This window comes from Dyadobacter chenhuakuii (assembly GCF_023821985.2).
In the GTDB taxonomy this organism is placed as follows: Bacteria; Bacteroidota; Bacteroidia; order Cytophagales; family Spirosomataceae; genus Dyadobacter; species Dyadobacter chenhuakuii.
In genome coordinates this window covers 3165904-3187852 of the sequence record NZ_CP098805.1, presented here as the reverse complement: position 1 = coordinate 3187852, position 21949 = coordinate 3165904, and the positions used below count along the sequence as shown (strand labels likewise).

Annotated in this window: 21 protein-coding genes; 6 read left to right on the top strand and 15 right to left on the bottom strand. The window is 45.8% G+C overall.

What is annotated here, in order from left to right; translation table 11 throughout:
* Positions 1 to 180: 180 nt before the first annotated feature.
* The 4 genes from NFI80_RS13165 to NFI80_RS13150 form a co-directional block, all read right to left on the bottom strand.
* Positions 181 to 588 (bottom strand): c-type cytochrome, encoded by a 408-nt coding sequence (locus tag NFI80_RS13165; protein ID WP_233795542.1) that lies wholly within the window; start codon positions 586 to 588, stop codon positions 181 to 183.
* The gene (locus NFI80_RS13160) at positions 588 to 1754 is read right to left on the bottom strand and encodes a PQQ-dependent sugar dehydrogenase (RefSeq protein ID WP_235162778.1); all 1167 of its coding nucleotides are present in this window, start codon (positions 1752 to 1754) and stop codon (positions 588 to 590) included. Before NFI80_RS13160 ends, NFI80_RS13165 begins: the two co-directional genes overlap by 1 nt.
* 83 nt (positions 1755 to 1837) lie before the next feature.
* Positions 1838 to 2833, bottom strand: a complete 996-nt coding sequence (locus NFI80_RS13155; protein WP_235162779.1) for an aldo/keto reductase — start codon at positions 2831 to 2833, stop codon at positions 1838 to 1840.
* 124 nt (positions 2834 to 2957) lie between these two features.
* Positions 2958 to 5240, bottom strand: coding sequence for a GH92 family glycosyl hydrolase (locus NFI80_RS13150; protein WP_235162780.1), 2283 nt, complete (start codon positions 5238 to 5240; stop codon positions 2958 to 2960).
* A gap of 222 nt (positions 5241 to 5462) precedes the next feature.
* Between NFI80_RS13150 and hslU the strand changes: the two genes are divergently transcribed.
* Positions 5463 to 6860 (top strand): ATP-dependent protease ATPase subunit HslU, encoded by a 1398-nt coding sequence (hslU, locus tag NFI80_RS13145; protein WP_233795546.1) that lies wholly within the window; start codon positions 5463 to 5465, stop codon positions 6858 to 6860.
* Positions 6861 to 6953: 93 nt separating this feature from the next.
* Here the strand turns inward: hslU and NFI80_RS13140 are convergent, their stop codons facing one another.
* The 4 genes from NFI80_RS13140 to fmt form a co-directional block, all read right to left on the bottom strand.
* Positions 6954 to 7742: an alpha/beta hydrolase gene (locus tag NFI80_RS13140; protein WP_235162781.1), complete on the bottom strand. Its 789-nt coding sequence runs from the start codon at positions 7740 to 7742 to the stop codon at positions 6954 to 6956.
* Between the two features lie 41 nt (positions 7743 to 7783).
* Positions 7784 to 8281 (bottom strand): dihydrofolate reductase, encoded by a 498-nt coding sequence (locus tag NFI80_RS13135; protein ID WP_235162782.1) that lies wholly within the window; start codon positions 8279 to 8281, stop codon positions 7784 to 7786.
* Positions 8282 to 9240: 959 nt separating this feature from the next.
* Positions 9241 to 9702, bottom strand: a complete 462-nt coding sequence (gene tnpA / locus NFI80_RS13130) for an IS200/IS605 family transposase (RefSeq protein WP_235162783.1) — start codon at positions 9700 to 9702, stop codon at positions 9241 to 9243.
* Between the two features lie 45 nt (positions 9703 to 9747).
* Complete coding sequence (fmt, locus tag NFI80_RS13125; RefSeq protein ID WP_255703270.1) at positions 9748 to 10668, bottom strand: methionyl-tRNA formyltransferase; 921 nt, start codon at positions 10666 to 10668, stop codon at positions 9748 to 9750.
* Between the two features lie 232 nt (positions 10669 to 10900).
* On the opposite strand from fmt, the gene greA reads away from it, so the two are divergent.
* The 5 genes from greA (at position 10901) to NFI80_RS13100 (ending at position 15364) form a co-directional block, all read left to right on the top strand.
* On the top strand, positions 10901 to 11383 hold the full coding sequence (gene greA / locus NFI80_RS13120; protein WP_026630790.1) for a transcription elongation factor GreA: 483 nt from the start codon (positions 10901 to 10903) through the stop codon (positions 11381 to 11383).
* A gap of 97 nt (positions 11384 to 11480) precedes the next feature.
* The gene (locus NFI80_RS13115; RefSeq protein ID WP_235162785.1) at positions 11481 to 11813 is read left to right on the top strand and encodes a hypothetical protein; all 333 of its coding nucleotides are present in this window, start codon (positions 11481 to 11483) and stop codon (positions 11811 to 11813) included.
* A 54-nt stretch (positions 11814 to 11867) separates the two neighbouring features.
* Positions 11868 to 12938: a M20/M25/M40 family metallo-hydrolase gene (locus NFI80_RS13110; protein ID WP_235162786.1), complete on the top strand. Its 1071-nt coding sequence runs from the start codon at positions 11868 to 11870 to the stop codon at positions 12936 to 12938.
* 87 nt (positions 12939 to 13025) lie between these two features.
* On the top strand, positions 13026 to 14078 hold the full coding sequence (locus tag NFI80_RS13105; RefSeq protein WP_235162787.1) for a PA0069 family radical SAM protein: 1053 nt from the start codon (positions 13026 to 13028) through the stop codon (positions 14076 to 14078).
* A 17-nt stretch (positions 14079 to 14095) separates the two neighbouring features.
* Positions 14096 to 15364, top strand: a complete 1269-nt coding sequence (locus NFI80_RS13100; RefSeq protein ID WP_235162788.1) for an exo-beta-N-acetylmuramidase NamZ family protein — start codon at positions 14096 to 14098, stop codon at positions 15362 to 15364.
* On the opposite strand, the gene NFI80_RS13095 is transcribed toward NFI80_RS13100, so the two are convergent.
* From NFI80_RS13095 to NFI80_RS13065, 7 genes are all read right to left on the bottom strand, one after another.
* Positions 15355 to 16005 (bottom strand): hypothetical protein, encoded by a 651-nt coding sequence (locus tag NFI80_RS13095; protein ID WP_235162789.1) that lies wholly within the window; start codon positions 16003 to 16005, stop codon positions 15355 to 15357. The two genes, NFI80_RS13100 and NFI80_RS13095, sit on opposite strands and share 10 nt — an antisense overlap.
* A gap of 5 nt (positions 16006 to 16010) precedes the next feature.
* On the bottom strand, positions 16011 to 17054 hold the full coding sequence (locus NFI80_RS13090; RefSeq protein WP_235162790.1) for an ATP-grasp domain-containing protein: 1044 nt from the start codon (positions 17052 to 17054) through the stop codon (positions 16011 to 16013).
* 18 nt (positions 17055 to 17072) lie between these two features.
* Positions 17073 to 17774 (bottom strand): NRDE family protein, encoded by a 702-nt coding sequence (locus tag NFI80_RS13085; protein WP_235162791.1) that lies wholly within the window; start codon positions 17772 to 17774, stop codon positions 17073 to 17075.
* Positions 17762 to 18250: a DinB family protein gene (locus NFI80_RS13080; protein WP_235162792.1), complete on the bottom strand. Its 489-nt coding sequence runs from the start codon at positions 18248 to 18250 to the stop codon at positions 17762 to 17764. Before NFI80_RS13080 ends, NFI80_RS13085 begins: the two co-directional genes overlap by 13 nt.
* Before the next feature lie 422 nt (positions 18251 to 18672).
* Positions 18673 to 19407, bottom strand: coding sequence for a LytR/AlgR family response regulator transcription factor (locus NFI80_RS13075; RefSeq protein WP_233795557.1), 735 nt, complete (start codon positions 19405 to 19407; stop codon positions 18673 to 18675).
* Positions 19408 to 19600: 193 nt separating this feature from the next.
* Positions 19601 to 20935 (bottom strand): ethanolamine permease, encoded by a 1335-nt coding sequence (eat, locus tag NFI80_RS13070; RefSeq protein ID WP_235162793.1) that lies wholly within the window; start codon positions 20933 to 20935, stop codon positions 19601 to 19603.
* Between the two features lie 109 nt (positions 20936 to 21044).
* A complete protein-coding gene (locus NFI80_RS13065; RefSeq protein ID WP_235162794.1) occupies positions 21045 to 21830 on the bottom strand; it encodes a phosphatidylinositol-specific phospholipase C/glycerophosphodiester phosphodiesterase family protein in 786 nt (261 codons plus the stop codon).
* Between the last annotated feature and the right edge of the window lie 119 nt (positions 21831 to 21949).

The window sequence follows — 21949 nt, the reverse complement described above, 5'->3', positions numbered from 1 at the left end:
GGTCTAAATAATATTTTGGCTGGCAAATATCGTTCGGCAATTTTTTCGAACCAAGCGTTTATTTAGATTTATTTCAAATAGTGAAGTTGGTGGCTATGTTGCAGGCATTTGGTTTTATATAAAAAGAAAAAAACAGGATCGTTTATGGCGATCCTGTTCTATATCAAGCTTTTGGTTAACTTATTTCTTCTCCTTGATTTCGTCAACCATTTTCTCCGTTATCATTTTCTTTTCGGACGAGTTGCCCCAGGTGTTCATAATGTAGTTCGTAACATCGGCAATTTCGTCATTGCCCAAACCCGGGTTCGGCATCATGTTATCATAGTCCACATCATTCACCTTAATCTTACCGATCAGCCCATATTTGATCGCTTTGATCGCCAGTTCCGGCGTTTTCATCAGATAATCCGATTTTGCCAAGGGCGGAAATGTGGCCGTTACGCCTTCGCCGGTGCCCATGTGGCAGCTTATGCAGTTTTCGGAATACACCATTTTACCCCGCTCAATGCTTTTGGCAAGCTCATCGTCCTGCGGCAACATGGCCGAGCAGAAAACCGCGACCGTTAGTAATGCGAAAACACTCTTCATTATGATTTTGGGCTGATGCGGACAACTTTGCCTGAATTTTCAAGCACCACATAAATATTACCGTCCCATGCCTGGCGCACATCCCGCACACGACCTATTTTATCAAAAATAATTTCGCGGCTGATCACTTTATTTCCTTTAACTACCAAATGTTGCAGATACATGAATTTGAGGGAGCCAACCAGCAGATCGCCATTCCAATCCTTGAATTTATCGCTCGTAACGAATGTCATTCCACAAGGCGCTATGGACGGTTTCCAATAAACAACCGGCTGTTCAAGACCTGCACGTGCGGTGTCTTTTGAAATAATGCTGTTATCATAATCGATCCCGAAAGTGATCAGCGGCCAGCCGTAATTTTTGCCTTTTTCAATGATATTAAGCTCGTCACCTCCCTGCGGACCGTGTTCATGCTCCCAAATCACGCCCGTAGTCGGGTGAATAACCATTCCTTGCGGGTTGCGGTGGCCGTAAGTCCAGATTTCGGGTCTTGCACCAGCCGTTTTTACGAAGGGATTGTCGGTGGGAATTTTGCCGTCTTCATGCAAGCGGATCACTTTGCCCTGATCTTTTCCAAGATCCTGCGCATTTTGTTTTTGTCCGCGCTCGCCCAGGGAAAGGAAAACGTAACCTTTTTTATCAAATACAATGCGTCCGCCATAGTGCGGGCTTCCCTTCACATTCGGGATGGCCTTGAACAATGGCTGGATGTCGGTTAATGCATGGTCTTTCAATTTTGCACGCATCAAGGCAGTGTTGGCGCCGCCGTCTTCACCTTCTTCACCCGCTGCTTTTGGGGAAGAATAGCTGATGTAAATCCAGCCATTGGTTTTGTAATCCGGATGCAATGCAACGTCCAGCAAGCCGCCTTGTCCTTTGTAAAAGACTTCGGGAACGCCTGTGATTTCCTGGGGATCAAGCTTTCCACCTGTTACCAGCCGCAATTTTCCGCCGCGCTCAGTAACCAGCATATCGCCGTTTGGCAACAATGCTGAGGCCCATGGCATGGTAAGTCCTGATGCAACCGTGTCGACTTTCAGGTTAGCTTCCGAAAGTTTGCCGGGTTCAAGACCGCTGTTACTCATTAATCCGATTGAGGCGGTAAGCAGTAAACCTCCCAATGCGACGGGAAGATATTTTTTAAGGAAAGGAATGTTTTTGTTCATAATGTTGGATAAATATGCCTGATTTTGATTCGTGGTGAACATGTCAAAGATAGCGAAAAGAAAGGCCTTCCGGCCTTCCCTCCTTATTTAACTAATTGGAGTTTATCCAATTCTGTCGTGATCGTATTGATCTCTTCCGCACTCAGCAAAATGTCGATCGCAGCCGCATTCTGCAATGCCTGAGTGGCATCCCGCGCACCAACGAGCGCAATGCTGATGCCCGGCTGTTCTACCGTCCATCGCAGCACAAGCTGGCCAAGTGTTGCGTTTTTTGTTTCGGCAATGGGCTTGATCTTATCCAGGAATGCATTGACGCGTTCCAGGTTTTCATCTTTATAAAAATGAATGGAAGCCCGGTGATCGTCCGCAGCGAATTTGTGGCCCGGCTTCATTTTTCCGGTTAATAATCCGCGTTCCAAAGGACTGTAAGCCAATATGGATTTGTTGTTTTCAATGCAGTAAGGCACCAATTCTTTCTCAATTTCACGCTTCACCATGCTGTACGGAACCTGGTCCGAAACGAGATCAATGTATTGCGCTGCTTCGCGCATGAGTGCTGCGTCATAATTACAAACGCCCGCATGCCGCACTTTGCCTTGCTGGATGAGCTGAGAAACAGCTTCCATAGTTTCCTCGATCGGCGTGGTCTTGTCGTGCCAGTGGATTTGATAAAGGTCAATGTAATCCGTTCCGAGGCGTTTCAGGCTGTCTTCACATTCCTTGACAATGCTGTCTTTGGCTGCATATTTATAAATGTCGATGTCCTCACCTGCATTGTTTTTGCTATGCATGGCAAAATCCCCTTTCGTAAGATCCCAGCGCATCCCGTATTTGGTCAGGATCTGAACTTTGTCCCTGGGCAGGTCTTTAATTGCCTCACCAACAATTTCTTCACTTAATCCCTGCCCGTAAACAGGCGCCGTATCTATGGAGGTAACCCCGGCATGGTATGAAGCCTGGATGGCCTTTACAGCTTCGCTTCGCTCGGTTCCGCCCCACATCCAGCCGCCGGCTGCCCAGGCACCAAAAGTGATCACCGAAACTTCCAGGTCAGAGTTTCCTAGTTTCCTGTATTGCATTGTTAATTGATTTAGTTTTTTGGTTTGTGTCAAATAATTATTCCACTTCCCGGCTTGCCAGACCTAAAAAGTGGAATAATTGGAAATTGTCCTGGTGCATGACCAGATTATAAAGCAATAACTTCTATTTGGTCAGCGAAAATGGCGCTGCATCCGCGGCTACGCCCCAGGTTTTGGAAGGCTGAGCGCCCATATTGAACTGAACCGTTCCGCCTTTTTGAATGTCGGCATGTTCCAGGAATGTCTTGCCATATGTTTTACCATTCAGCGAAGCGCCCTGAATGTACAAATTGGCATCATTCGATGCCGGAGCCTGGACTATGAATTTCTTACCGTCTTCCATCGTCAATGTGGCTTTTTTGAAAAGCGGCGAGCCGATCACATACTGCGTTGTTCCGGGTGTTACCGGATAAAAGCCCAGGGAAGAGAACACATACCAGGCCGAAGTCTGGCCATTGTCTTCATCCCCGCAGTAACCGTCCGGCGCTGCCTGATAAAGCTTGTTCATCACCTGGCGCAGCCAATATTGAGCCTTATAAGGTGCTCCTGCATAGTTATAAAGGTAAATCATATGCTGGATCGGCTGGTTTCCATGCGCGTAATTACCCATGTTCATGATCTGCATTTCGCGGATTTCGTGAATGGGGAATCCGTAATAACTATCGTCAAAAATAGGGGGCAATGTAAAAACCGTATCCAGTTTCTGAACAAAAGCTTCTCTGCCGCCAACCAAACCAATTAAGCCCTTAACATCCTGAAAAACAGACCAGGTGTAGTGAATGCTGTTCCCTTCGGTGAATGCATCGCCCCATTTGAACGGGTTAAATGGCTTTTGAAATTGTCCGTCCTTCATTTTTCCGCGCATCCATTTCGTTTCAGGATCAAATACATTGCGGTAATTCTGGCTTCTTTTCAGAAATAGATCAACTTCTTTCTGAGGCTTTTTCAAAGCTGTTCCCAATTGGGCTATACAAAAATCTGCATAAGCATATTCCAGCGTACGCGCTACGTTCTCATTCACTTTTACGTCGTAAGGCACATAACCGAGTTCGTTATAATATTCATGACCGAAACGGCCCACTGAACTCACCGGGCCAGCATTCTCGGTGTTTTTGATTACGGCTTCGTACAGCTTATTAATGTCATAACCGCGGATTCCCTTAATGTAGGAATCTGCGATCAACGATGCAGAATTGGAACCGATCATACAATCGCGGTGGCCTGGGCTTGCCCATTCCGGCAGGTAACCGCTTTCGTCATAAGCGTTGGCCAAACCTTCCATAATGTGCGCATTGAGCGTTGGGTACATTAATGTGAAGAATGGGAAAACCGCCCGGAATGTATCCCAGAAGCCGTTATCCGTAAACATATAACCTGGCTTCACCTCGCCGCTGTACGGGCTGTAATGTACGATCTTGTTGGCTTTATCAAACTCATAAAACTTCCTTGGGAACAAAAGCACACGATACAGGCACGAATAGAAAGTGCGGATCTGGTCTTTGTTATCACCCTCCACCTGTATACGCGACAGCTCCGCGTTCCACGCCTTGCGCCCTTTTTCTTTGGTGGCCTCAAAGTTGTCACCCGCAATCTCGCGCTGCAAATTAAGCTCCGCCTGCTCCGGACTGATGAACGAAGAAGCTACCTTCAGTCCAACTTGTTCGCCTTTTTTTGTTTTGAAACCAACAACCGCACCCACGTGGCCCGCTTTCAGTTCCAAAGTGTCTTTGGCCAATGTCTTGCCATGAAATGCCGAGGAAAATGTAAATGCTTTGTCAAAAACGACCACAAAATAGTTTTTGAAGTTAGCCGGCACGCCTCCGCTGTTTTTGGTGGTGTAACCAATGATCTTGCGTTCAGCAGGGATGATTTTAATGTAAGAACCCCTGTCAAATGCATCGATCAGCACAAATGAGCTGTCGGCTTGTGGAAAGGTAAAACGGAATTGCGCCGCTCTTTCCGTGGGCGCGATCTCTGTCGTTACGTCGTGATCGGCCAGGTAAACCTTATAGTAATGGGGCTTTGCCACTTCGGCCTTGTGAGAAAACCAGCTTGCGCGGCTTTCCTCGTCAATTTTCAGCTTTCCCGTAACAGGCATGATCGAAAACTGGCCGTAATCATTGATCCAGGGACTTGGCTGGTGGGTTTGTTTGAAACCGCGGATCTTCTCTGCGTCATACATATACGCCCAACCATCACCCATTTTGCCCGTTTGCGGCATCCAGAAATTCATTCCCCAGGGCAGGGCTATGGCAGGATAGGTGTTACCGGACGAAAGGCTGAATTTGGACTGCGTTCCCATCAGCGGGTTCACCAGGTCCACGGGATTGTTATCAGCCGAAGTCTGCGCGAAAAGGAGGGGAGTGCTTGCAACCAGAATGTAAAGGGCTTGCAGGATTTTTTTCATATTATAAACAAATCTTTTTACAGAAACTTGAAGAGAAAACAAAGGTAATGGAAGGCTATGTACAAAATGTAAACGCGTAAAAGATTTCCCGAAACACGCCAGCATGACATTTTGTACCGGCATAGTTCTTTTCATCAATCTGGAAAAGCATGGCCTCTTTTTTCGGAAAACATGGCCATTTTTGAGTAAAACCAATAATAATACCTATCGATATTAAATCACATGACTGAACACTTAAATCGCCTAACCCCGCGTCAGATCGTTTTCGAGCTTGACCAATACATCATCGGACAAAATGACGCGAAGCGCAATGTTGCGATCGCATTGAGGAACCGTTGGAGGCGAATGAATAGTCCCGAGGATATACAAAAGGAAATTATTCCCAACAATATATTAATGATCGGCGCAACGGGTGTGGGCAAAACAGAGATTGCACGCCGCCTTGCCAAAATTGCAGATGCGCCATTTGTGAAAGTGGAAGCATCGAAATTTACCGAAGTAGGTTACGTAGGCCGGGACGTGGAAAGCATGGTCCGTGACCTGGTGGAGCAGGCTGTGGGCATGGTGCGGACGCAGAAAAAAGAAGAAGTAAAGCTCAAAGCCGAGCAGGCTGTGGAGGACATTATCCTTGATGCACTGATCCCGCCCGTTCATGGTTCGAGTTCAGTTAAAATCCAACCGGACAATAACACGTCCGAAGTAATGCCCGAGAACGATGCTGAGCTTAACCAGCGGACCAGGGAACGTTTCCGGGAAAAGATCCGCAACGGCGAGCTCGACAGCCGGAAGATCGACATTGAAGTGCAGCAAAACCAGGCGCCTAATGTAGGCATGATCGGCGGCGCAATGGACGATGTTTCTATGATGAACATTCAGGAAATGATCGGTAACATGATGCCGCGCCGAGGCAAAAAACGCAAAGTGACCGTCGAAGAAGCCAGAAAAATCCTTTTGGACGAAGAAGCTTCCAAGCTGATCGATATGGATGAGGTGAAAATGGAGGCGATCAAGAAAGCGGAGAACCTGGGGATTATTTTTATAGATGAAATTGATAAAGTAGCATCCAGCAGATCGGGCGGAGGCGGCGGCCCGGATGTAAGCCGCGAAGGCGTTCAGCGCGACTTGCTTCCGATCGTAGAAGGAAGTGCCGTAAATACGAAACACGGCGTGATCAACACGGACCACATTCTGTTCGTTGCAGCCGGTGCATTCCACGTTGCAAAGCCTTCGGACCTTATTCCTGAATTGCAAGGACGTTTCCCCATCCGCGTGGAACTGAACAGCCTTACCGAAGCCGATTTTTACCAAATCCTGAAAACCCCGAAAAACGCCCTTACCAAACAGTATGTGGCCATGATGGAGTCAGAAGGCGTTGAATTGGAGTTTGAGGATAGCGCATTGAAAGAGATCGCGAGGATCGCTTTTGAAGTGAACAGCGAGGTTGAAAACATTGGCGCGCGTCGTTTGCAAACTGTAATGAGCTTGTTACTCAATGATTTCATGTTCGACATTCCGGACGTTATCGGCGCCGATTCACACATTGTTGTGACAGCGGAACTGGTTTCAGAAAAGCTTTCTGCCCTGGTGAAGAACAGGGACCTTAGCCAATATATCTTATAATAGCTTATTGACAAATGAAAAAGGGAGAGCTGGGCAATGCGCCGCTCTCCCTTTTCTATATTAATGCGATCAAAATCAATGTGATCAAGGGTTTTATTCTTCAAAAAACAGCCATCTCAAAGCCTTAGGGAATTCTTTGCTCCATTGTTTTTCCTCATGCTCTCCCTCAGGATCGACCGAACTTTTAATTTTTACACGCTTATAACCAAAGCCTTGGTTTTCAAGCGTCTTATGTAATTTTTCAAAGTTGGGTAACATATTAGCGCCTTCCTTGCCACCGGCGTATAAGTAAATCCGTGTTTCAAACGGCTCGAAAAAGTGAATGGCATCGAAATAAACCTTCTGCGAAATCCATAGCGACGGCGAAAAGATCATCAGGCGTCCGAAAACGTGCGGGAACATCAGCGCCGCATAAATGCTGAGCAATCCGCCCACCGAACTTCCACCCATGCCCGTGTTCAAGCGCTCGGGCTTGGTGCGGTAATGGGCATCTACGTGTGGTTTAAGCGTTTCAGCAACAAAGCGCAAAAATAAAGAGCCAAGTCCTTTTCCCAGGCGCGGGTTGTCGTAAGGAGAAAATTCATTGATGCGTTCTTCATCCCCATGGTCAATCGCCACGATAATTACGCCTGCTTTATTTTCCCTGGCCAGTTCAGCCAGGCTTTTATCGATTTCCCAGTTGCCGTAAGGCGAGCCTTCACCAAAAAGGTTCTGCGCATCCGTCATATATAGGACCGGATAACGCTGCTCCTGGTTTTCGTAGTAATCGTGGGGAAGCAAAACGTGAACACGCCGCTTTTTTTTGAGCTGAGGAATTTCAAATGTCTCCGAAAGCACCTCAATAATAGGTGATAGTGCTGTTTTTTCTTCTAAAACTTGCATTGCGCTGATAATCACTGTGGGTTATGCCCCAAAGGTACTTATTAAAATTTTTGTTTAATGTAATTTACAAATTCAAATTTCCATTTATGCCGCTCATCTGCCTCACGCACAATCCGCTCCGTTTCTTTCCACGCGCCCGGATCGGTGATTTCAAAGTAAGTGTCTCCATCGATAATTGTTTTGACTTCGGTTACATATAGCCGGTCTGCAAGCGGCATCGACTGCTTATAAATTTCGCCCCCGCCGATCACGAATGCTTCCGATTCTTCCAGGCTCCTGGCAACATCCAGCGCCTCATCCAGCGAATGCGCAACCAGAATGCCTTCCGCATTAAAATCCTTCTGGCTCGTGATCACAATAGAAGTCCGCCCGGGCAAAGGTTTGCCAATGGATTCAAATGTCTTCCGTCCCATGATCATCGGATGCCCCAACGTGAGCTGCTTGAACCGTTTCAAATCATCCGGCAACCGCCAGAGAAGTTGATTATCCTTTCCTATAACGCCGTTTTCCGATACGGCTACGATGATTGAAATTTGCATTTTAATTAAGAATATGAATGTATAAAACGGTCAAAAGGATATTAAGGGAGCAACAAAGATAACATTGACGCAACGTCGGAATCCCAAAGGAATGAGATATCGGTAGAAAAACGCCCAAAAAATGCATCAGCAAAATCCCGGAGGGAAGTAATATCGGTAGCAACGAAATTTGTGAATCGAATGAAAATCCCGAAGGGATGCAATATCGATAGCAATCAATATGTGAATCGAACGTAAATCCCGGAGGGATGTAATATCGGTAGCAACGAAATATGCGTATCGCATGAAAATCCCGGAGGGGGATGCAATATCGGTAGCAATCAAATATGCGTATCGCACGTAAATCCCGGAGGGATGCAATATCGGTAGCAATCAAATATGTGTGTAGAATGTAAATCCCGGAGGGATGCAATATCGGTAGCAATCAAATATGTGCATCGACGTAAATCCCGGCGGGATGCAACATCGGTAGCAATCAAATATGCGTATCGCACGTAAATCCCGGAGGGATGCAATATCGGTAGCAACGAAATTTGTGGATCGAATGAAAATCCCGGAGGGATGCAATATCAGAAGCAACGAAATATGCGTATCGCATGTAAATCCCGGAGGGATGCAATATCGGTAGCAACGAAATATGCGTATCGCATGAAAATCCCGGAGGGATGTAACATAGAGTGTCCCGTGACATCCCTCCGGGATTTATTTTTTCGTATAAATTATTTTGCTACCGATATTACATCCCTCCGGGATTTATTATTTCCGTCCTAACTATTTTGCTACCGATATTATATCCCTCTGGGATTGCCTATTGTTGATGATCGTTTCTACCAATATTGCATCCCTCCGGGATTGCCTTAATGTTGATGACCGCTGCTGCTACCGATATTATATCCCTCCGGGATTGGGCTGGTAATTGCTTTTCTGCCAAAAATCTATCTCTCCGGGGTTGCCTATTGTCATTCCGGGGCTTTGAAAATGTATTCTTCCTTGTAATCCACTCCGAATTTTTCCAACATCAACTTATACTCGTCAAGAAAACTCATCTTCCGGTGGTGCTCTTTTTGATTTAAAATGTACTGGATAACGGAGTCTACGCTGGACTTGCTATATGAGAAAACACCATATCCTGCCTGCCATTCGAATCTCGTTTTGCAAAACCTGTTGTTATTAATCCATTGCGACGAGTCGGCTTTGACGTCCTGCATGAATGCTGCGATGGATTGCGTAGTCTGAAATCCTATCAGCATGTGCACATGGTCTTCAGTGCCATTGATTGCAAGCATTTTATGCGTATTCTTTCTGGTGATGCCGGTAATGTATTTGTGCAAATCAGCTTCCCAGGAAGTATGGATAAGAGATGCCCGGAATTTGGGTGTAAAAACGAAATGTAAATGAACTTGTGAAAAAGTGTCCGCCATTTTGATAAAGTTATAGTGTGTAATGAATGCTTGGAGACTGCTTATTCAAAGCCTGTTTCCCCTTAAAAAATCCCCGATCTCCATTCGTTTCTTTCCTTCCAGTTGCAAAACTTCGATGGATAGCCAGCCGTCGCCTGTCTTGAAGTAAAGATAGGATTTGCTGTCTGTCCGGAACTGGCCTGGGGTGTCGTTGGCTTCAAACTCGACGATGCTCGATTTGAAGATTTTGCACGACAGTCCGTTAAGGGTTGTCCAGGCGGCGGGGTAGGGAGAAAGGCCGCGAATGAAGTTATGGATTGCTGATGCGGGTTTTTGCCAGTCGATTTCGCAGGTCTCCCGGAAAATTTTGGGGGCGGTGCGGATTTCGGCGGGCTCTTCCTGCGGTTCCTGCGGATAATTGCCTGCCTCGATCGCTCTTACAGTCTTTACAACTAGTCTCGCGCCTTTTTCCATCAATCGTTCATATAAAGAGCCCGCGTCATCTTCCCGGTGGATGGGTTCCTTGTCCTGGAAAATAATCTTTCCGGTATCAATGTCTTTTTCAATAAAGAATGTTGTGACGCCGGTTTCGGTTTCCCCGTTGATGACGGCCCAGTTAATGGGCGCCGCGCCGCGATATTGCGGGAGGAGTGAACTGTGTAAATTGAATGTTCCTTTCGGTGGCATGCTCCATACGACTTCGGGCAGCATGCGGAATGCGACCACGACCTGCAAGTCTGCTTTATAGGACCTGAGCTCTTCTAGAAACTCAGGATTTTTCAATTTTTCGGGTTGTAAAACGGGAATGCCCTGCGCTTCTGCGTATAGCTTAACAGGCGATGCGGTTTGCTTCTGTCCGCGGCCTGCGGGCTTGTCGGGAACAGTTATGACAGCCACAACATTAGAATTGCTTTCGACCAGACTTTTTAAACTCGGGACCGCAAATTCGGGCGTTCCCATGAAAATTATTCTTAACGGGGTTGACATAGTTTGTTACCGCTTTTGGATAAAAAATGGTGATACCATTTACAAATATTGTTATTTTTGTCGTTCTTAACAGAAAATTATGATACAGACGAAATCATATACGAACCGAAAAGATAAGGTTTTCTAGCCTTCTACTACGAGTGTTGTAACTCTTGTAGAGCGGTCTTAGAGCCGTTCTTTTTTTTTATTCAAACTTTCAAAAATTTAAAGGATTGTAAACCAATTTAAGGTCATGGCTAAAATTTCATACTATACGGAAGAAGGATTAAATAAGCTGAGGAATGAGCTGAATGATATGAAAACAAAAGGCCGCACGGAGATTGCAAAACAGATTGCAGAAGCGCGGGATAAGGGCGATTTGAGCGAGAATGCAGAATATGACGCGGCGAAGGATGCGCAGGGAATGCATGAAATGAAAATTGCCAAGCTTGAAGAGATCATGTCCAATGCGCGGGTGATCGATGAATCATCGATTGACACTTCGCAGGTTGCGGTGCTTTCCAAAGTGAAGATCAAAAACCGGAAAAATGGAATGGAAGTGACATATACTTTGGTTTCAGAAGAAGAGGCGGACCTGAAAACAGGCAAGATCTCCGTGGGATCGCCGATCGGGAAAGGTTTGCTGGGTAAAAAAGTAGGAGATACAACGGAAATTAAGGTCCCTGCGGGATTGATGGAATTTGAAGTCCTGGATATCAGCAGGTTCAGCGAGTAATTTCATAAGACATAAATAGGATGTTGGATTGGAGAATGTTGGATCATTCGCAATCCAACATTTTTGTTTTAAATTGGTTTGGATCACGGTCGCCGCTATGAAATTCAAAGGATTTTTATTGAATGTTTCTTTCCTTTGGGTGGAGGGTATGGCGTTGTTTCCATTCATTTTGGTTAAAAGAAAACCATGCAGCCGCTTCCTGATCAACCACGAGCGAATCCATTTGCGGCAACAGCTTGAATTGGGTTTGATTCTCTTTTATATTTGGTATTTTGCCGAATATTTAGTCCGCCTGATCCAGTACAAAAAGCATTATCTCGCCTATCTCCACATTTCTTTCGAGCGGGAGGCATATCAGCATCAGGCCGATCTGGATTATCTTAAAAAAAGACGGTTATGGGCTTTCTGGGGCTATTTGAAACAACATTAAGCGCTGATTAAGGCGTTGTTTAACAGCATTTTTTAGTAAGTAATTTTGATAAATATGTCAGACCAAAGCAGAGAGTTTCTTTATAAATACCTGAACAATGCATCGCCGACCGGCTTCGAAGCAAGTGGTCAGCAGATATGGCTGGATTACATCAAGCCTTACATTGAAGACACCATTGTGGACGTCTACGGAACGGCTGTGGGCGTGATCGGCGGAGGCCAGGACTACAAAGTTGTAATCGAAGCACATTCGGATGAGATTTCGTGGTTTGTGAACTACATTACAGATGACGGTTACATTCATGTGCGCCGCAACGGAGGCTCGGATGCGATCATTGCACCTTCCATGCGCGTGAATTTGCACACGGCAAAAGGCGTTGTAAAAGGAGTTTTCGGCTGGCCTGCGATACACGTCAGGGACGTCGCCAAGGATGCCGTTCCCAAAGTGCATGAATTGTTCATCGACGTGGGCGCCTCCAAAAAGGACGAAGTTTTCGAAATGGGCATTCACGTGGGAACGGTTGCCACGTTTGCAGACGGGCTGGATGAATTGAATGACAAATATTACCTGGGACGCGCACTGGACAACAGAATGGGCGGTTTCATGATAGCCGAAGTGGCGCGGATGCTGCATGAGAATAATGTTCGACTGCCCTTTACATTATATGTGGTGAATGCCGTGCAGGAAGAGATCGGATTACGCGGAGCGGAAATGATCGCGCGGCGTTTAAAGCCCAATCTGGCCATCGTTACAGATGTAACGCACGACACGCAGTCGCCCATGTACAACAAGAAGGAGCAGGGCGATCTGAAAAGCGGTGGCGGGCCGGTAATCTGCTACGGACCTGCTGTGCAGAACAATGTGCGCGATATGCTGATCCGCATTGCCGACGAGAAAAAGATCCCGTTCCAGCGCCAGGCAGTAAGCCGTTCGACAGGAACCGATACGGATTCATTTGCCTACTCAACCGAAGGCATCGCCTCGGCGTTGATATCACTTCCGCTGAAATACATGCACACCACCGTGGAAATGGTTCACAAAGAGGACGTTCAGAATGTAATCCAACTCATGTACGACGTATTGCTGTCGCTAAAAGGCGACGAGGACTTTCGTTATATAAAATAATGATTGAATGACTGAATGACTGAATATTAAACATTCAGTCATTCAATCATTCAGTCATTCAAAATTACACTTCATCATCAACCAAACATGGACAACAGGGCTAGGGGCCGGGGGGCTGCTATTAACACCCATAACAAATTTTTTAAGCATGAAATAGAATACATATCGGAGGATTGGCAGCAGTGGGAAGAACCGGCGGTGAACCCGAAAACGCAGTTTATCGAAGAGCATTCCAAAACATTGCTCAGCGTTACGGATAGCCCGGATCTGGGTCATTTTCATTCCATTAATCCTTACCGGGGCTGCGAACACGGATGTATTTATTGCTACGCACGCAATTCCCACGAATACTGGGGCTATTCTGCCGGGCTGGATTTCGAAACGAAGATCATTGTTAAGAAAAACGCCCCTCAGTTGCTTGAAAAGCTTTTCAATTCGAAAAATTGGGAGCCTAAGGTCATTCATTTTTCAGGAAACACGGATTGCTACCAGCCTGGCGAGAAAAAATATCGCTTAACCAGGCAAATGCTGGAAATCTGCCTCAGATATCGCAATCCGGTGAGTGTTTTGACCAAAAATGCTTTGGTACTCAGGGATTTGGACGTGTTGGAAAAGCTGGCAAAGCTGAACCTGGTACACGGCGCAATTTCCATCACATCATTAAATGAAGATTTGCGCAGCGCATTGGAACCGAGGACTGTGACGGGAAAACGCAGGTTACAGGTTGTGAAGGCCCTGCACGAAGCGGGTGTGCCAATGGGCGTAATGACCGCGCCGATCATTCCGGGATTAAATGATCACGAAATTCCTGCAATTGTGCAGGCGGCTGCTGAAAACGGCGCATTATGGGCCAATTATACGATTGTGAGGCTGAATGGTGCCATTTCCACTTTGTTTGAAGAATGGATCCATCACCACTTTCCTGACCGCGCGGCGAAAGTCCTGAACCAGATCGCGGAATGTCACGGAGGCAATTTGAATGACTCTCAATTTGGTCGCAGAATGGTTGGCGAAGGTAACTTTGCAGAAAATATCAGGCAGCTTCACGCGCATGCCTGCCGTAAACATTTCAAGGATGCCGTGTTGCCAGGCCTCGATACGACGCAATTTATGCGGGCCGGACAAATGCGCTTATTCTAAAATTAATCCTGAATCCAATGAAATCAATTTCCACCTTACTATGCCTCACACTATGCATCTGCTTGTTCAGCAACTGCGTTAATTCTTCCTCACAAAAGACGCCTGCCATAACGGAAGGTGATTCTTTAAATGTTGGTAAAAATCCGGTGGCATCTGCCAAGTCGCCGGTTACAGGAGCAGATCAGGTTTCGGAATATCTGGATTATCTGAAAGGGAAAAAGATCGGGATATTGGTTAACCAGACTTCCATCATTGGGAAAACACCGATTGTAGACAGCCTGGTGGCATTGGGTGTGAATGTGGTGATGATATTCGGTCCGGAACATGGTTTTCGGGGAACGGCCAGCAACGGCGATAAAGTGAGCGACAGCGTGGATCCTAAAACGGGCATCCCTGCGATTTCACTCTATGGCAAGCAAAAGAAGCCTACTAAGGAACAAATGGCCGGTATAGACCTGATGATCTTTGACATTCAGGACGTTGGGGCTCGTTTTTATACATATATCAACACATTAGGACATGTGATGGAGGCTTGCGCCGAGACAAACAAGGAGATGCTCATCCTTGACCGCCCTAACCCGAACGGTTTCCTGGTGGACGGTCCGATCCTGGAAGATCATTTGCGTTCGGGCATCGGGATGTATAAAATTCCCGTTTCGCATGGCTTGACCATCGCCGAATTTGCGCAGATGATCAATGGCGAAGGCTGGCTGCCAAACAAAATGCAATGCAAATTGAAGATCATTAAAGTGGCCAACTATGACCACAAAACGCCATATACATTGCCGGTGATGCCATCGCCAAACTTGAACACACAGCAGTCTGTAATGCTTTACCCGCATATCTGCATGTTTGAAGGCACCATTATCAGTCAGGGACGCGGGACTTACATGCCCTTTACCGTTTTAGGCGCACCGTTACTGAAAGGAAAATACGATTTTGTTTTTAAGCCGAAAAGCATCAAAGGCATGAGCGAATCGCCATTGCATATGGATCAGGAGTGCTACGGGCTCGATCTGCGGAAATACGACATTGCTAAACTCGAAAAATCAGGAAAACTGAATCTCGCATGGATCATGGATATGTACAAAGCCTATCCCGAAAAAGCCAGGTTTTTTGACATGAGCCAAAGCAAGCAAATGGGCAACTTCGACAAATTAGCTGGCACTGAAAATTTAAAAAAGCAGATTATTGCGGGTGTTTCTGAGGAAGAGATTCGCAAAAGCTGGGAGCCCGGACTGGGAAATTACAAGGATATGCGCAAGAAATATCTGATCTATCCCTGAGTTTGGTAATGTTTTTTATAAAACTTAAATGCCTGAAAAGCAGCCAATAGCAGCATTATGGCCGGAAAAAAGTGGTAAGCCAGCTGCGAACTGAACCCCGAGGCCTTTTGAAAAAGCTGTTGGAAAAACAACACAAAAACCAAGATGCCGCTGAATGTTCCGACCGATGTGCCGGTTACGTAAGCATACTTTTGTTTGCCTTTTACATTGATCAGCGCTGCGTTGATCAGATAGACATTCCAGCCAGTCCAGAATGGAACCTGAACAAAATTGATCGCATTAAGAAAAAGCCCAAGCACCAGCGGGGGATAGGCAACCAGGAAATGGCTTGAAATGTTGTCGCCCGTGGCAGCATTCGCTGGCTCAGTGTAAAAGGATAATGCGATTAGCACAATGAATACGATGGAAAGCAATTCCGCCGCTTTGACGATTTTTTCATGATTAAGCAGCCATTGCGCGCCTTTAAGCGTTAGCAGGATGAGGAAAAATTCAATGGTCACCACGCCCAGCAAAAAGGAGATCAGCGCAGGTAAGCCTTGCGTATCAAACACTTTAAGTGCTACAATATTTATATAACCCATTGGTAATGAGCCTACTAAGCTGACCAGGAATCCAACGCCCAGATTTTTCAGACTTCTCATTTATTTCAAAAGTTCTCTAATTTCCGCACGTGCAGGCTGTTTTGCCTGAACATTTCCAGACCTTCCTGAAACGTCAGAAAAGGAAATCCTTTTTTGTAATTCTGCATGCTGATCCTGAAAAGCATTCCGAAATGTCTGCTAATTTCTTTCCAGGCTACAAAAATGGATTGTCCGGGATCGTAAATGTGCGTGGGTTCGCTGCCTGCGCCATTGAGCTCAATGATGGAAATGTTTTGTCCATTTTCAAGTTCTTCCCATGTGTTATATTTGATATCCAGCCTCCCATAATAGAAGTGCGGCACCTGCGTGCAGAGCTTATTGATGGTTTCGGTAAGCCGGTCCGTTGCGAGATGCGTTGCATTGATAAACCTGGAACCCCGCGCATGGTTTCCATAAGGGACCAGATTAACCAGTTCACCGCGTGCCGGAATGTCGAGCAATTTTTCACCATACATTCTTGAAAGCGCACCCAATTGTAAATGGTAACGCGGATTGCTTTCAACGAGATTTCTTAAACTCGATTTTCCGTCGCCAGTCACGATGAGATATTCTTTGGCGACTATCCCGGTAATTTTTCCTTGGCTTTGATCCGGCTCGCGGACGTAGAAAATCCCTACTTCGTTGGGCAAGTCAACGAACTCCTGGATCAGAAAGTTAAAGTCAGCCTTTTTGAAATACATTGCAAGATCTGTATCCGTTTCCAACTTTTGCACAGCCATTCCGCGCATTCCGATATCCGGTTTAGCGATCAGCGGATAATGTAACCCGACCCGGACACATTCTTCTGCAACCGTTTCAAAAATATCACCAAGCCTTACCAGAATGGTTTTTGGATAATATTGATCGGGAAGGATATCATAAATTTCCTTTTTCGATTCCATTAGGAAACCACCATTTTTGATGGTCGGATTTGATGCATTGAAGAAAAAGAAAGACCTAGCCCGGAAGGAGTAATAAAACCAGACGAAGTGCATCGGAATGTAAACGATGCCGAATGGCCAGTATTCCCAATGCGTTACTTTATGAAGCAGAAGTGCTAATTTTTTCAAAAAAGAACGGTTAAATAATTACAAATGGGTTGGAAATGACGCTTCTTCCAGCAAATCGTAATGAAAGAGCGCTGCTTTATTTTGTTCAATGACCGTTTGCGTAATGCTGAACGTTTTCATAATATCGTTTCTGTTGATGATCAATCCGTTTTTTTCATTTCCATTGCCCGCGTACATATGAAAATACTTCATATCCTCGGCATCAATGTCCTCCTTACCGGCCACGAACGCGGCCAGCCATTCTTTCCTTTCTTCTTGAATTTCTTTTGAATAAAGTGTTGAGGATGACCAGATATGATTTTCAGTCGCATCGAGTACAAGGGTCTCTTTTTGTATAAAATCCCAGCGAAGCTGATACAGCTTTCCCTGTTGCATCAAGATGATGGTAAATGGCTCTATACCGGTCAGATTATAAGCATGCCATGTTTCGATAGGCGAAGATCCGGCAATGATATCGAGCAAAACCAGCCCCCGGCTTTTTACGTAACTGCCTCTTGAAATGTGCCGCACTGCTGCGCCATTGAGCAAAACGCCCACATTGGCAGCCTCGTCCGTGACAAACCAGGTCCCGCCTGCTTGCGGATCTTTCGGAAAAATCAGCCGCTTACCGTGCACCATATAGGACTGCGGCGATAGGGAAGCAGGACGGTTCACGTGTTCGTCGCGGTTGGACGTAATGATTGCCCTGCCATTCGCCCAAATGTATGTTACTGTGCACATTGCTTTTTGAATTCGATAGTGGAAGGCGCTACACCAAAATTCTCGTGAACCTGCAAATCGCGCATGCCAACGGTAGCGACTTTAATTAGTGCCTGGTGATGAATGCAATGTTCGAGATTGTAAAGCAACTCCCGATGGTAATTGGATTGAAGTGTAATGCGCTCACCCGCGATCCGTTGCGCCAACATAAGCTGCTTATCCGGCTTATTGATCGACTTCCTGACTTTTTCTACACATTCCCTGGCGTAATCCGGCAAAGTTTCGGTGAGCGGGTTCCGGCAACGGTTGTCGTAATTGATCGTGCCCTCGTCATATTGATTGATCAGGCATTCAAACAGCTCGATAATGTGCCTGGTATGCTGCCCGATCGTAGAACCGCTGAGTTGGGGGCAAGGATAATTGTACTGATCGGCTGAAACTTGACTGAGAAAATGATCGATTTCGTCCAAAGTGTGTCGTACTGCCTGGATGAGCATATTGAAAAGCGGAGTTAAAAATTAGGAATAGGACCTTTGAAAAATCCTCCTAAAATATTATTCCACGCATTAAAATAAGATTAAAACAAAACATCCCAGGGAATGTATTCCCGGGGATGTCTAATTATTCTCAACGATATTAAAATAAAAAAAACTAATGGTAATAATTTAGTTTAGGTTATGTCGGCGCATCATGGTCGATGCTATGCAGAAAAATCTCAGTTTACACCATTTACGTTTTTGTAAATCAATTGGATGCCTGAACTTCAAATTTTTTTATTAAAGGTTGAAGTTCAGGCTGCTGGTAACTACTAATAGTAAAAATAGAAGAGGGTTCTTACGTGGTGTAATAATAATTCGTAGTGAGCTTGCAGGCAAAATAATGGGGTGAAGCAGTCATTTTCCGGGGTAAAAGTCGGAAATCATGAGAATGTCTTCACGCGGCTCAGCAGCTCGTTCCTGTTATCGTTCGTGATCGGGATCTCGATGTCATTGATCATTACATGAATGTAATTGATGGATGTAATGGCATTGAGGTTGATAATAAACGACTTATGAACCCTAAAGAAGTAATTTGCAGGCAATTGCTGCAGCATATTTTTCAATGTTTCCCGGATCGTATATTTCTTTTTCTTGGTATGCAATTCGAGATAATTGTCGTCGCTGCGGATATATAGGATGTCTGCAAGCAGGATTTTGGTAAACATGTGCTTCTCCTTGATGAAAAGCGCATCCTTAATGACCGTAGAATCCTGCTTTTCTTCCTCGTTGGATTCACCTGCCAAGGCCGCAAGGCGATAGTTCTTCAAAGCCAGCTTTACTGCCGTGTAAACAGTGATTTTTTGACAGGGCTTTTGAAGAAATGCGTGCGGGGAAGCCTGCAAAGCGGCGTTTACAATCGCAATGTCTTCATGACTTGAAAGGAACAGAAACGGGATTTTAAAATTTTCCCGGATGTAATGCGCAAGATCGATCCCGGTTTGGTAACCATTGATACTGATATCGAGAACCGCAAGATGAAAAACTTTGGTATTCAGCAGCTCGACGGCCGAATTGTAGTCTGTTGCAACGTCATTCGCCTCATAACCGAAGCCATTAAGAAGATATTGAAGATGTTTTGCAACAACCAGATCGTCCTCAACAATTAAAATGTTCATTCTTGACTATAAAATGGAGACCCGCGCTTTAAAAATCAGGGCTTTAGCGCAAGGGCAATGTTAATGTTTTTATGATGTTTCAAATTTGAGATAACCGTTGAGTAAGAATTCCAGTTTAATATACGAATTAGTTAAGCGTTGCGACCATTTTGATGAAACTATTTAGTAACCGGTAGATGCTAAACGAAGATTTTTATTTTAAATGTTCGGTTCCCGCCATGCCGTTTTCGACCACCTTATGCCTGCCGGTTGCCATATACAGAATGGTCACTAATATCAATCCCGCAAAAAACCATAGGCTCAGCAGAACATTGTAATAAACGATCGCGATAAGGCACACGATGGATAGAACAAGTGCGATCAATGGAAAATAGGGGTAAGCCGGCACTGTGAAAGGGCGTTCAAGTCCGGGTTCTTTGCGGCGAAGTGCAAAAAGTGCGGCCATGCTGATAATGTACATCACAACGGCTCCCAATGCGGCCAGAATAATCACCTGGTCCGTGGTTCCGAGTTTCAGCGCAACGCAGCCGGCGAGGCCGCCCGCGATCAAAGCCCAGTGTGGGGTCTGGAACCTGGCATTGACATTTCCTAAAAATGACGGCAACAAGCCCGCCCTGGCCAATGCAAAGATTTGCCGTGAGTAACCGATGATTGTCCCGTGAAAAGACGCGATCAGCCCGAATAGTCCCAGACTGGCAAAAAGCTGTGTAAGCGCACTGTCGCGTCCCAGCACGATACCTAGCGCAGCGGGAAGCGGATAGTCGATCTCGCTGAGCAGCCGCCAGTGCGCGACGCCGCCGGTGAATATCATTACTGAAAGCGCCAGCACAACCAATGTGAGTATCCCATAAATGTAGCCGCGTGAAATGGTCCGTTTGGGATCCTCCACCTCTTCGGCCACCATCGCTACGCCTTCAATGGCAAGATAAAACCAGATGGCAAACGGCAACGCAGCAAAAACGCCCGGCCACCCGAATGGCATCGGCTCGGTAACAAAGGTTTCGTAAGAGAAATGGGGCGCTACGATGCCAATGTATATCAGCAGCTCGCCCACAGCAAGCAATGTTACCACGAGGGAAAACATGGCCGACTCTTTGATTCCAAGTAAATTAATCAGAATAAAAATCACATAACACGCAAAAGCAACGTCCAGCACTTCAAGTGACGGATAAAGGAAATGCGTATAACTTCCCAGCGCGAACGCAATAGCAGGCGGCGTTACCAGGAATTCCACGAGGGTGGCGTAACCCGCGACTAGGCCGCCCAGCCATCCAAAAGCCCTTTGTGAATATGAAAAAGGCCCGCCAGCTTGCGGGATGGAAGTGGTCAGTTCGGTAAAACTGAAAATGAATGTGACGTACATTAGCGTCACTACCAGGGTTGCGATCAGAAAACCCACTGTGCCTGAAACGCCCCAGCCATAGTTCCAGCCAAAATATTCACCCGAAATAACCAGCCCGACGGCAATGGCCCAGAGATGTATTGGTTTTAAAACTTTTTTAAGCGCAGCGTTTTGATCTGATGACATGCAGGAAAGGTTGGTAGGTTAGAAAACAATACAATATAACCTATAACTCCCCGAACGCCATTCAATACGATTGAATATTGTAAAGTTGCCTAAATTTTATTTTGAAATGTCAGCGCGGTGCAGTTCTGAGGTAATCTCCCATTTCTTTCACTTTATCAGTATTAAGGTAATCAACACCCAAAGTCATCATGATTTTCCATGAATTAATGTTGTCGGGTGTTGCCCACAGCCGCATTTTTTTTCCAAGATCGTGCGTTTGCTTAATCACTTTCTGAATCGCTTTCTTGTCTTTTTCCGGTAATGGGCCTTCTCCGTTCCATTTTGAATATTTCGCAAATCCCTGACTGATCAGGCCAATGCGTTTGAGCTGCTCCGGCGTGTAGGTGATCTCAGGACGGCCATCAAAAAATATGAAATCGGGGTATTTGTTAAAATTGGCGGGATCGGGCGTGTTGCCGCTGGCCACAATTGTGAGGTTGCCGTCAGGCGCTAAAATGTGCTTATGCGGTTCCAGTTCTTTGACCAGTGCAGCCAGCGTTTCCGTAGCGCCGGTTTTCAAATCGATCAGAAATTGAAGGGGAACGTCTTTTTGCGGATAAATGCTGCCGCCATTCTTTTCTATTTTAGTCAATATAGGCTGAATGTAAAGCGTGTTTAATGTTCTTTTGGGATGAATGTCTTTGAGATTATGCGCCACGAAGAGCGTATCATTTACCAAAAATAAGTCCGCTTCAATCGAGCCGAACTGCTGATCGATCGCATCATAAAATGCGCCTCTCCGTTCGTAATCATTGTGGGAATGCGCCTGCGCTGTGGTGTAAGCTTTAATGTCCTGAGCGTCCAACATCCTGGCACAAAGCAGAATGAGTACAAGTAGCGTAACGATTTTTTTCATGGAATGTGGTGGGGTTGCTAGTCCGAAAATTAGGTAATTTATAGTCACAAACACATTGTTTTGGCGTTTGATTTCATGCCGGCGAATTTTCTACTGGAAACCTGCATTTTATTGAACAA

Excerpts from the sequence above, each read along its gene's own strand:
- NFI80_RS13165 (WP_233795542.1), bottom strand. The coding sequence starts at position 588 with ATGAAGAGTGTTTTCGCATTACTAACGGTCGCGGTTTTCTGCTCGGCC.
- NFI80_RS13160 (WP_235162778.1), bottom strand. The coding sequence starts at position 1,754 with ATGAACAAAAACATTCCTTTCCTTAAAAAATATCTTCCCGTCGCATTG.
- NFI80_RS13155 (WP_235162779.1), bottom strand. The coding sequence starts at position 2,833 with ATGCAATACAGGAAACTAGGAAACTCTGACCTGGAAGTTTCGGTGATC.
- NFI80_RS13150 (WP_235162780.1), bottom strand. The coding sequence starts at position 5,240 with ATGAAAAAAATCCTGCAAGCCCTTTACATTCTGGTTGCAAGCACTCCC.
- hslU (WP_233795546.1), top strand. The coding sequence starts at position 5,463 with ATGACTGAACACTTAAATCGCCTAACCCCGCGTCAGATCGTTTTCGAG.
- NFI80_RS13140 (WP_235162781.1), bottom strand. The coding sequence starts at position 7,742 with ATGCAAGTTTTAGAAGAAAAAACAGCACTATCACCTATTATTGAGGTG.
- NFI80_RS13135 (WP_235162782.1), bottom strand. The coding sequence starts at position 8,281 with ATGCAAATTTCAATCATCGTAGCCGTATCGGAAAACGGCGTTATAGGA.
- tnpA (WP_235162783.1), bottom strand. The coding sequence starts at position 9,702 with ATGGCGGACACTTTTTCACAAGTTCATTTACATTTCGTTTTTACACCC.
- fmt (WP_255703270.1), bottom strand. The coding sequence starts at position 10,668 with ATGTCAACCCCGTTAAGAATAATTTTCATGGGAACGCCCGAATTTGCG.
- greA (WP_026630790.1), top strand. The coding sequence starts at position 10,901 with ATGGCTAAAATTTCATACTATACGGAAGAAGGATTAAATAAGCTGAGG.
- NFI80_RS13115 (WP_235162785.1), top strand. The coding sequence starts at position 11,481 with ATGAAATTCAAAGGATTTTTATTGAATGTTTCTTTCCTTTGGGTGGAG.
- NFI80_RS13110 (WP_235162786.1), top strand. The coding sequence starts at position 11,868 with ATGTCAGACCAAAGCAGAGAGTTTCTTTATAAATACCTGAACAATGCA.
- NFI80_RS13105 (WP_235162787.1), top strand. The coding sequence starts at position 13,026 with ATGGACAACAGGGCTAGGGGCCGGGGGGCTGCTATTAACACCCATAAC.
- NFI80_RS13100 (WP_235162788.1), top strand. The coding sequence starts at position 14,096 with ATGAAATCAATTTCCACCTTACTATGCCTCACACTATGCATCTGCTTG.
- NFI80_RS13095 (WP_235162789.1), bottom strand. The coding sequence starts at position 16,005 with ATGAGAAGTCTGAAAAATCTGGGCGTTGGATTCCTGGTCAGCTTAGTA.
- NFI80_RS13085 (WP_235162791.1), bottom strand. The coding sequence starts at position 17,774 with ATGTGCACAGTAACATACATTTGGGCGAATGGCAGGGCAATCATTACG.
- NFI80_RS13080 (WP_235162792.1), bottom strand. The coding sequence starts at position 18,250 with ATGCTCATCCAGGCAGTACGACACACTTTGGACGAAATCGATCATTTT.
- NFI80_RS13075 (WP_233795557.1), bottom strand. The coding sequence starts at position 19,407 with ATGAACATTTTAATTGTTGAGGACGATCTGGTTGTTGCAAAACATCTT.
- eat (WP_235162793.1), bottom strand. The coding sequence starts at position 20,935 with ATGTCATCAGATCAAAACGCTGCGCTTAAAAAAGTTTTAAAACCAATA.
- NFI80_RS13065 (WP_235162794.1), bottom strand. The coding sequence starts at position 21,830 with ATGAAAAAAATCGTTACGCTACTTGTACTCATTCTGCTTTGTGCCAGG.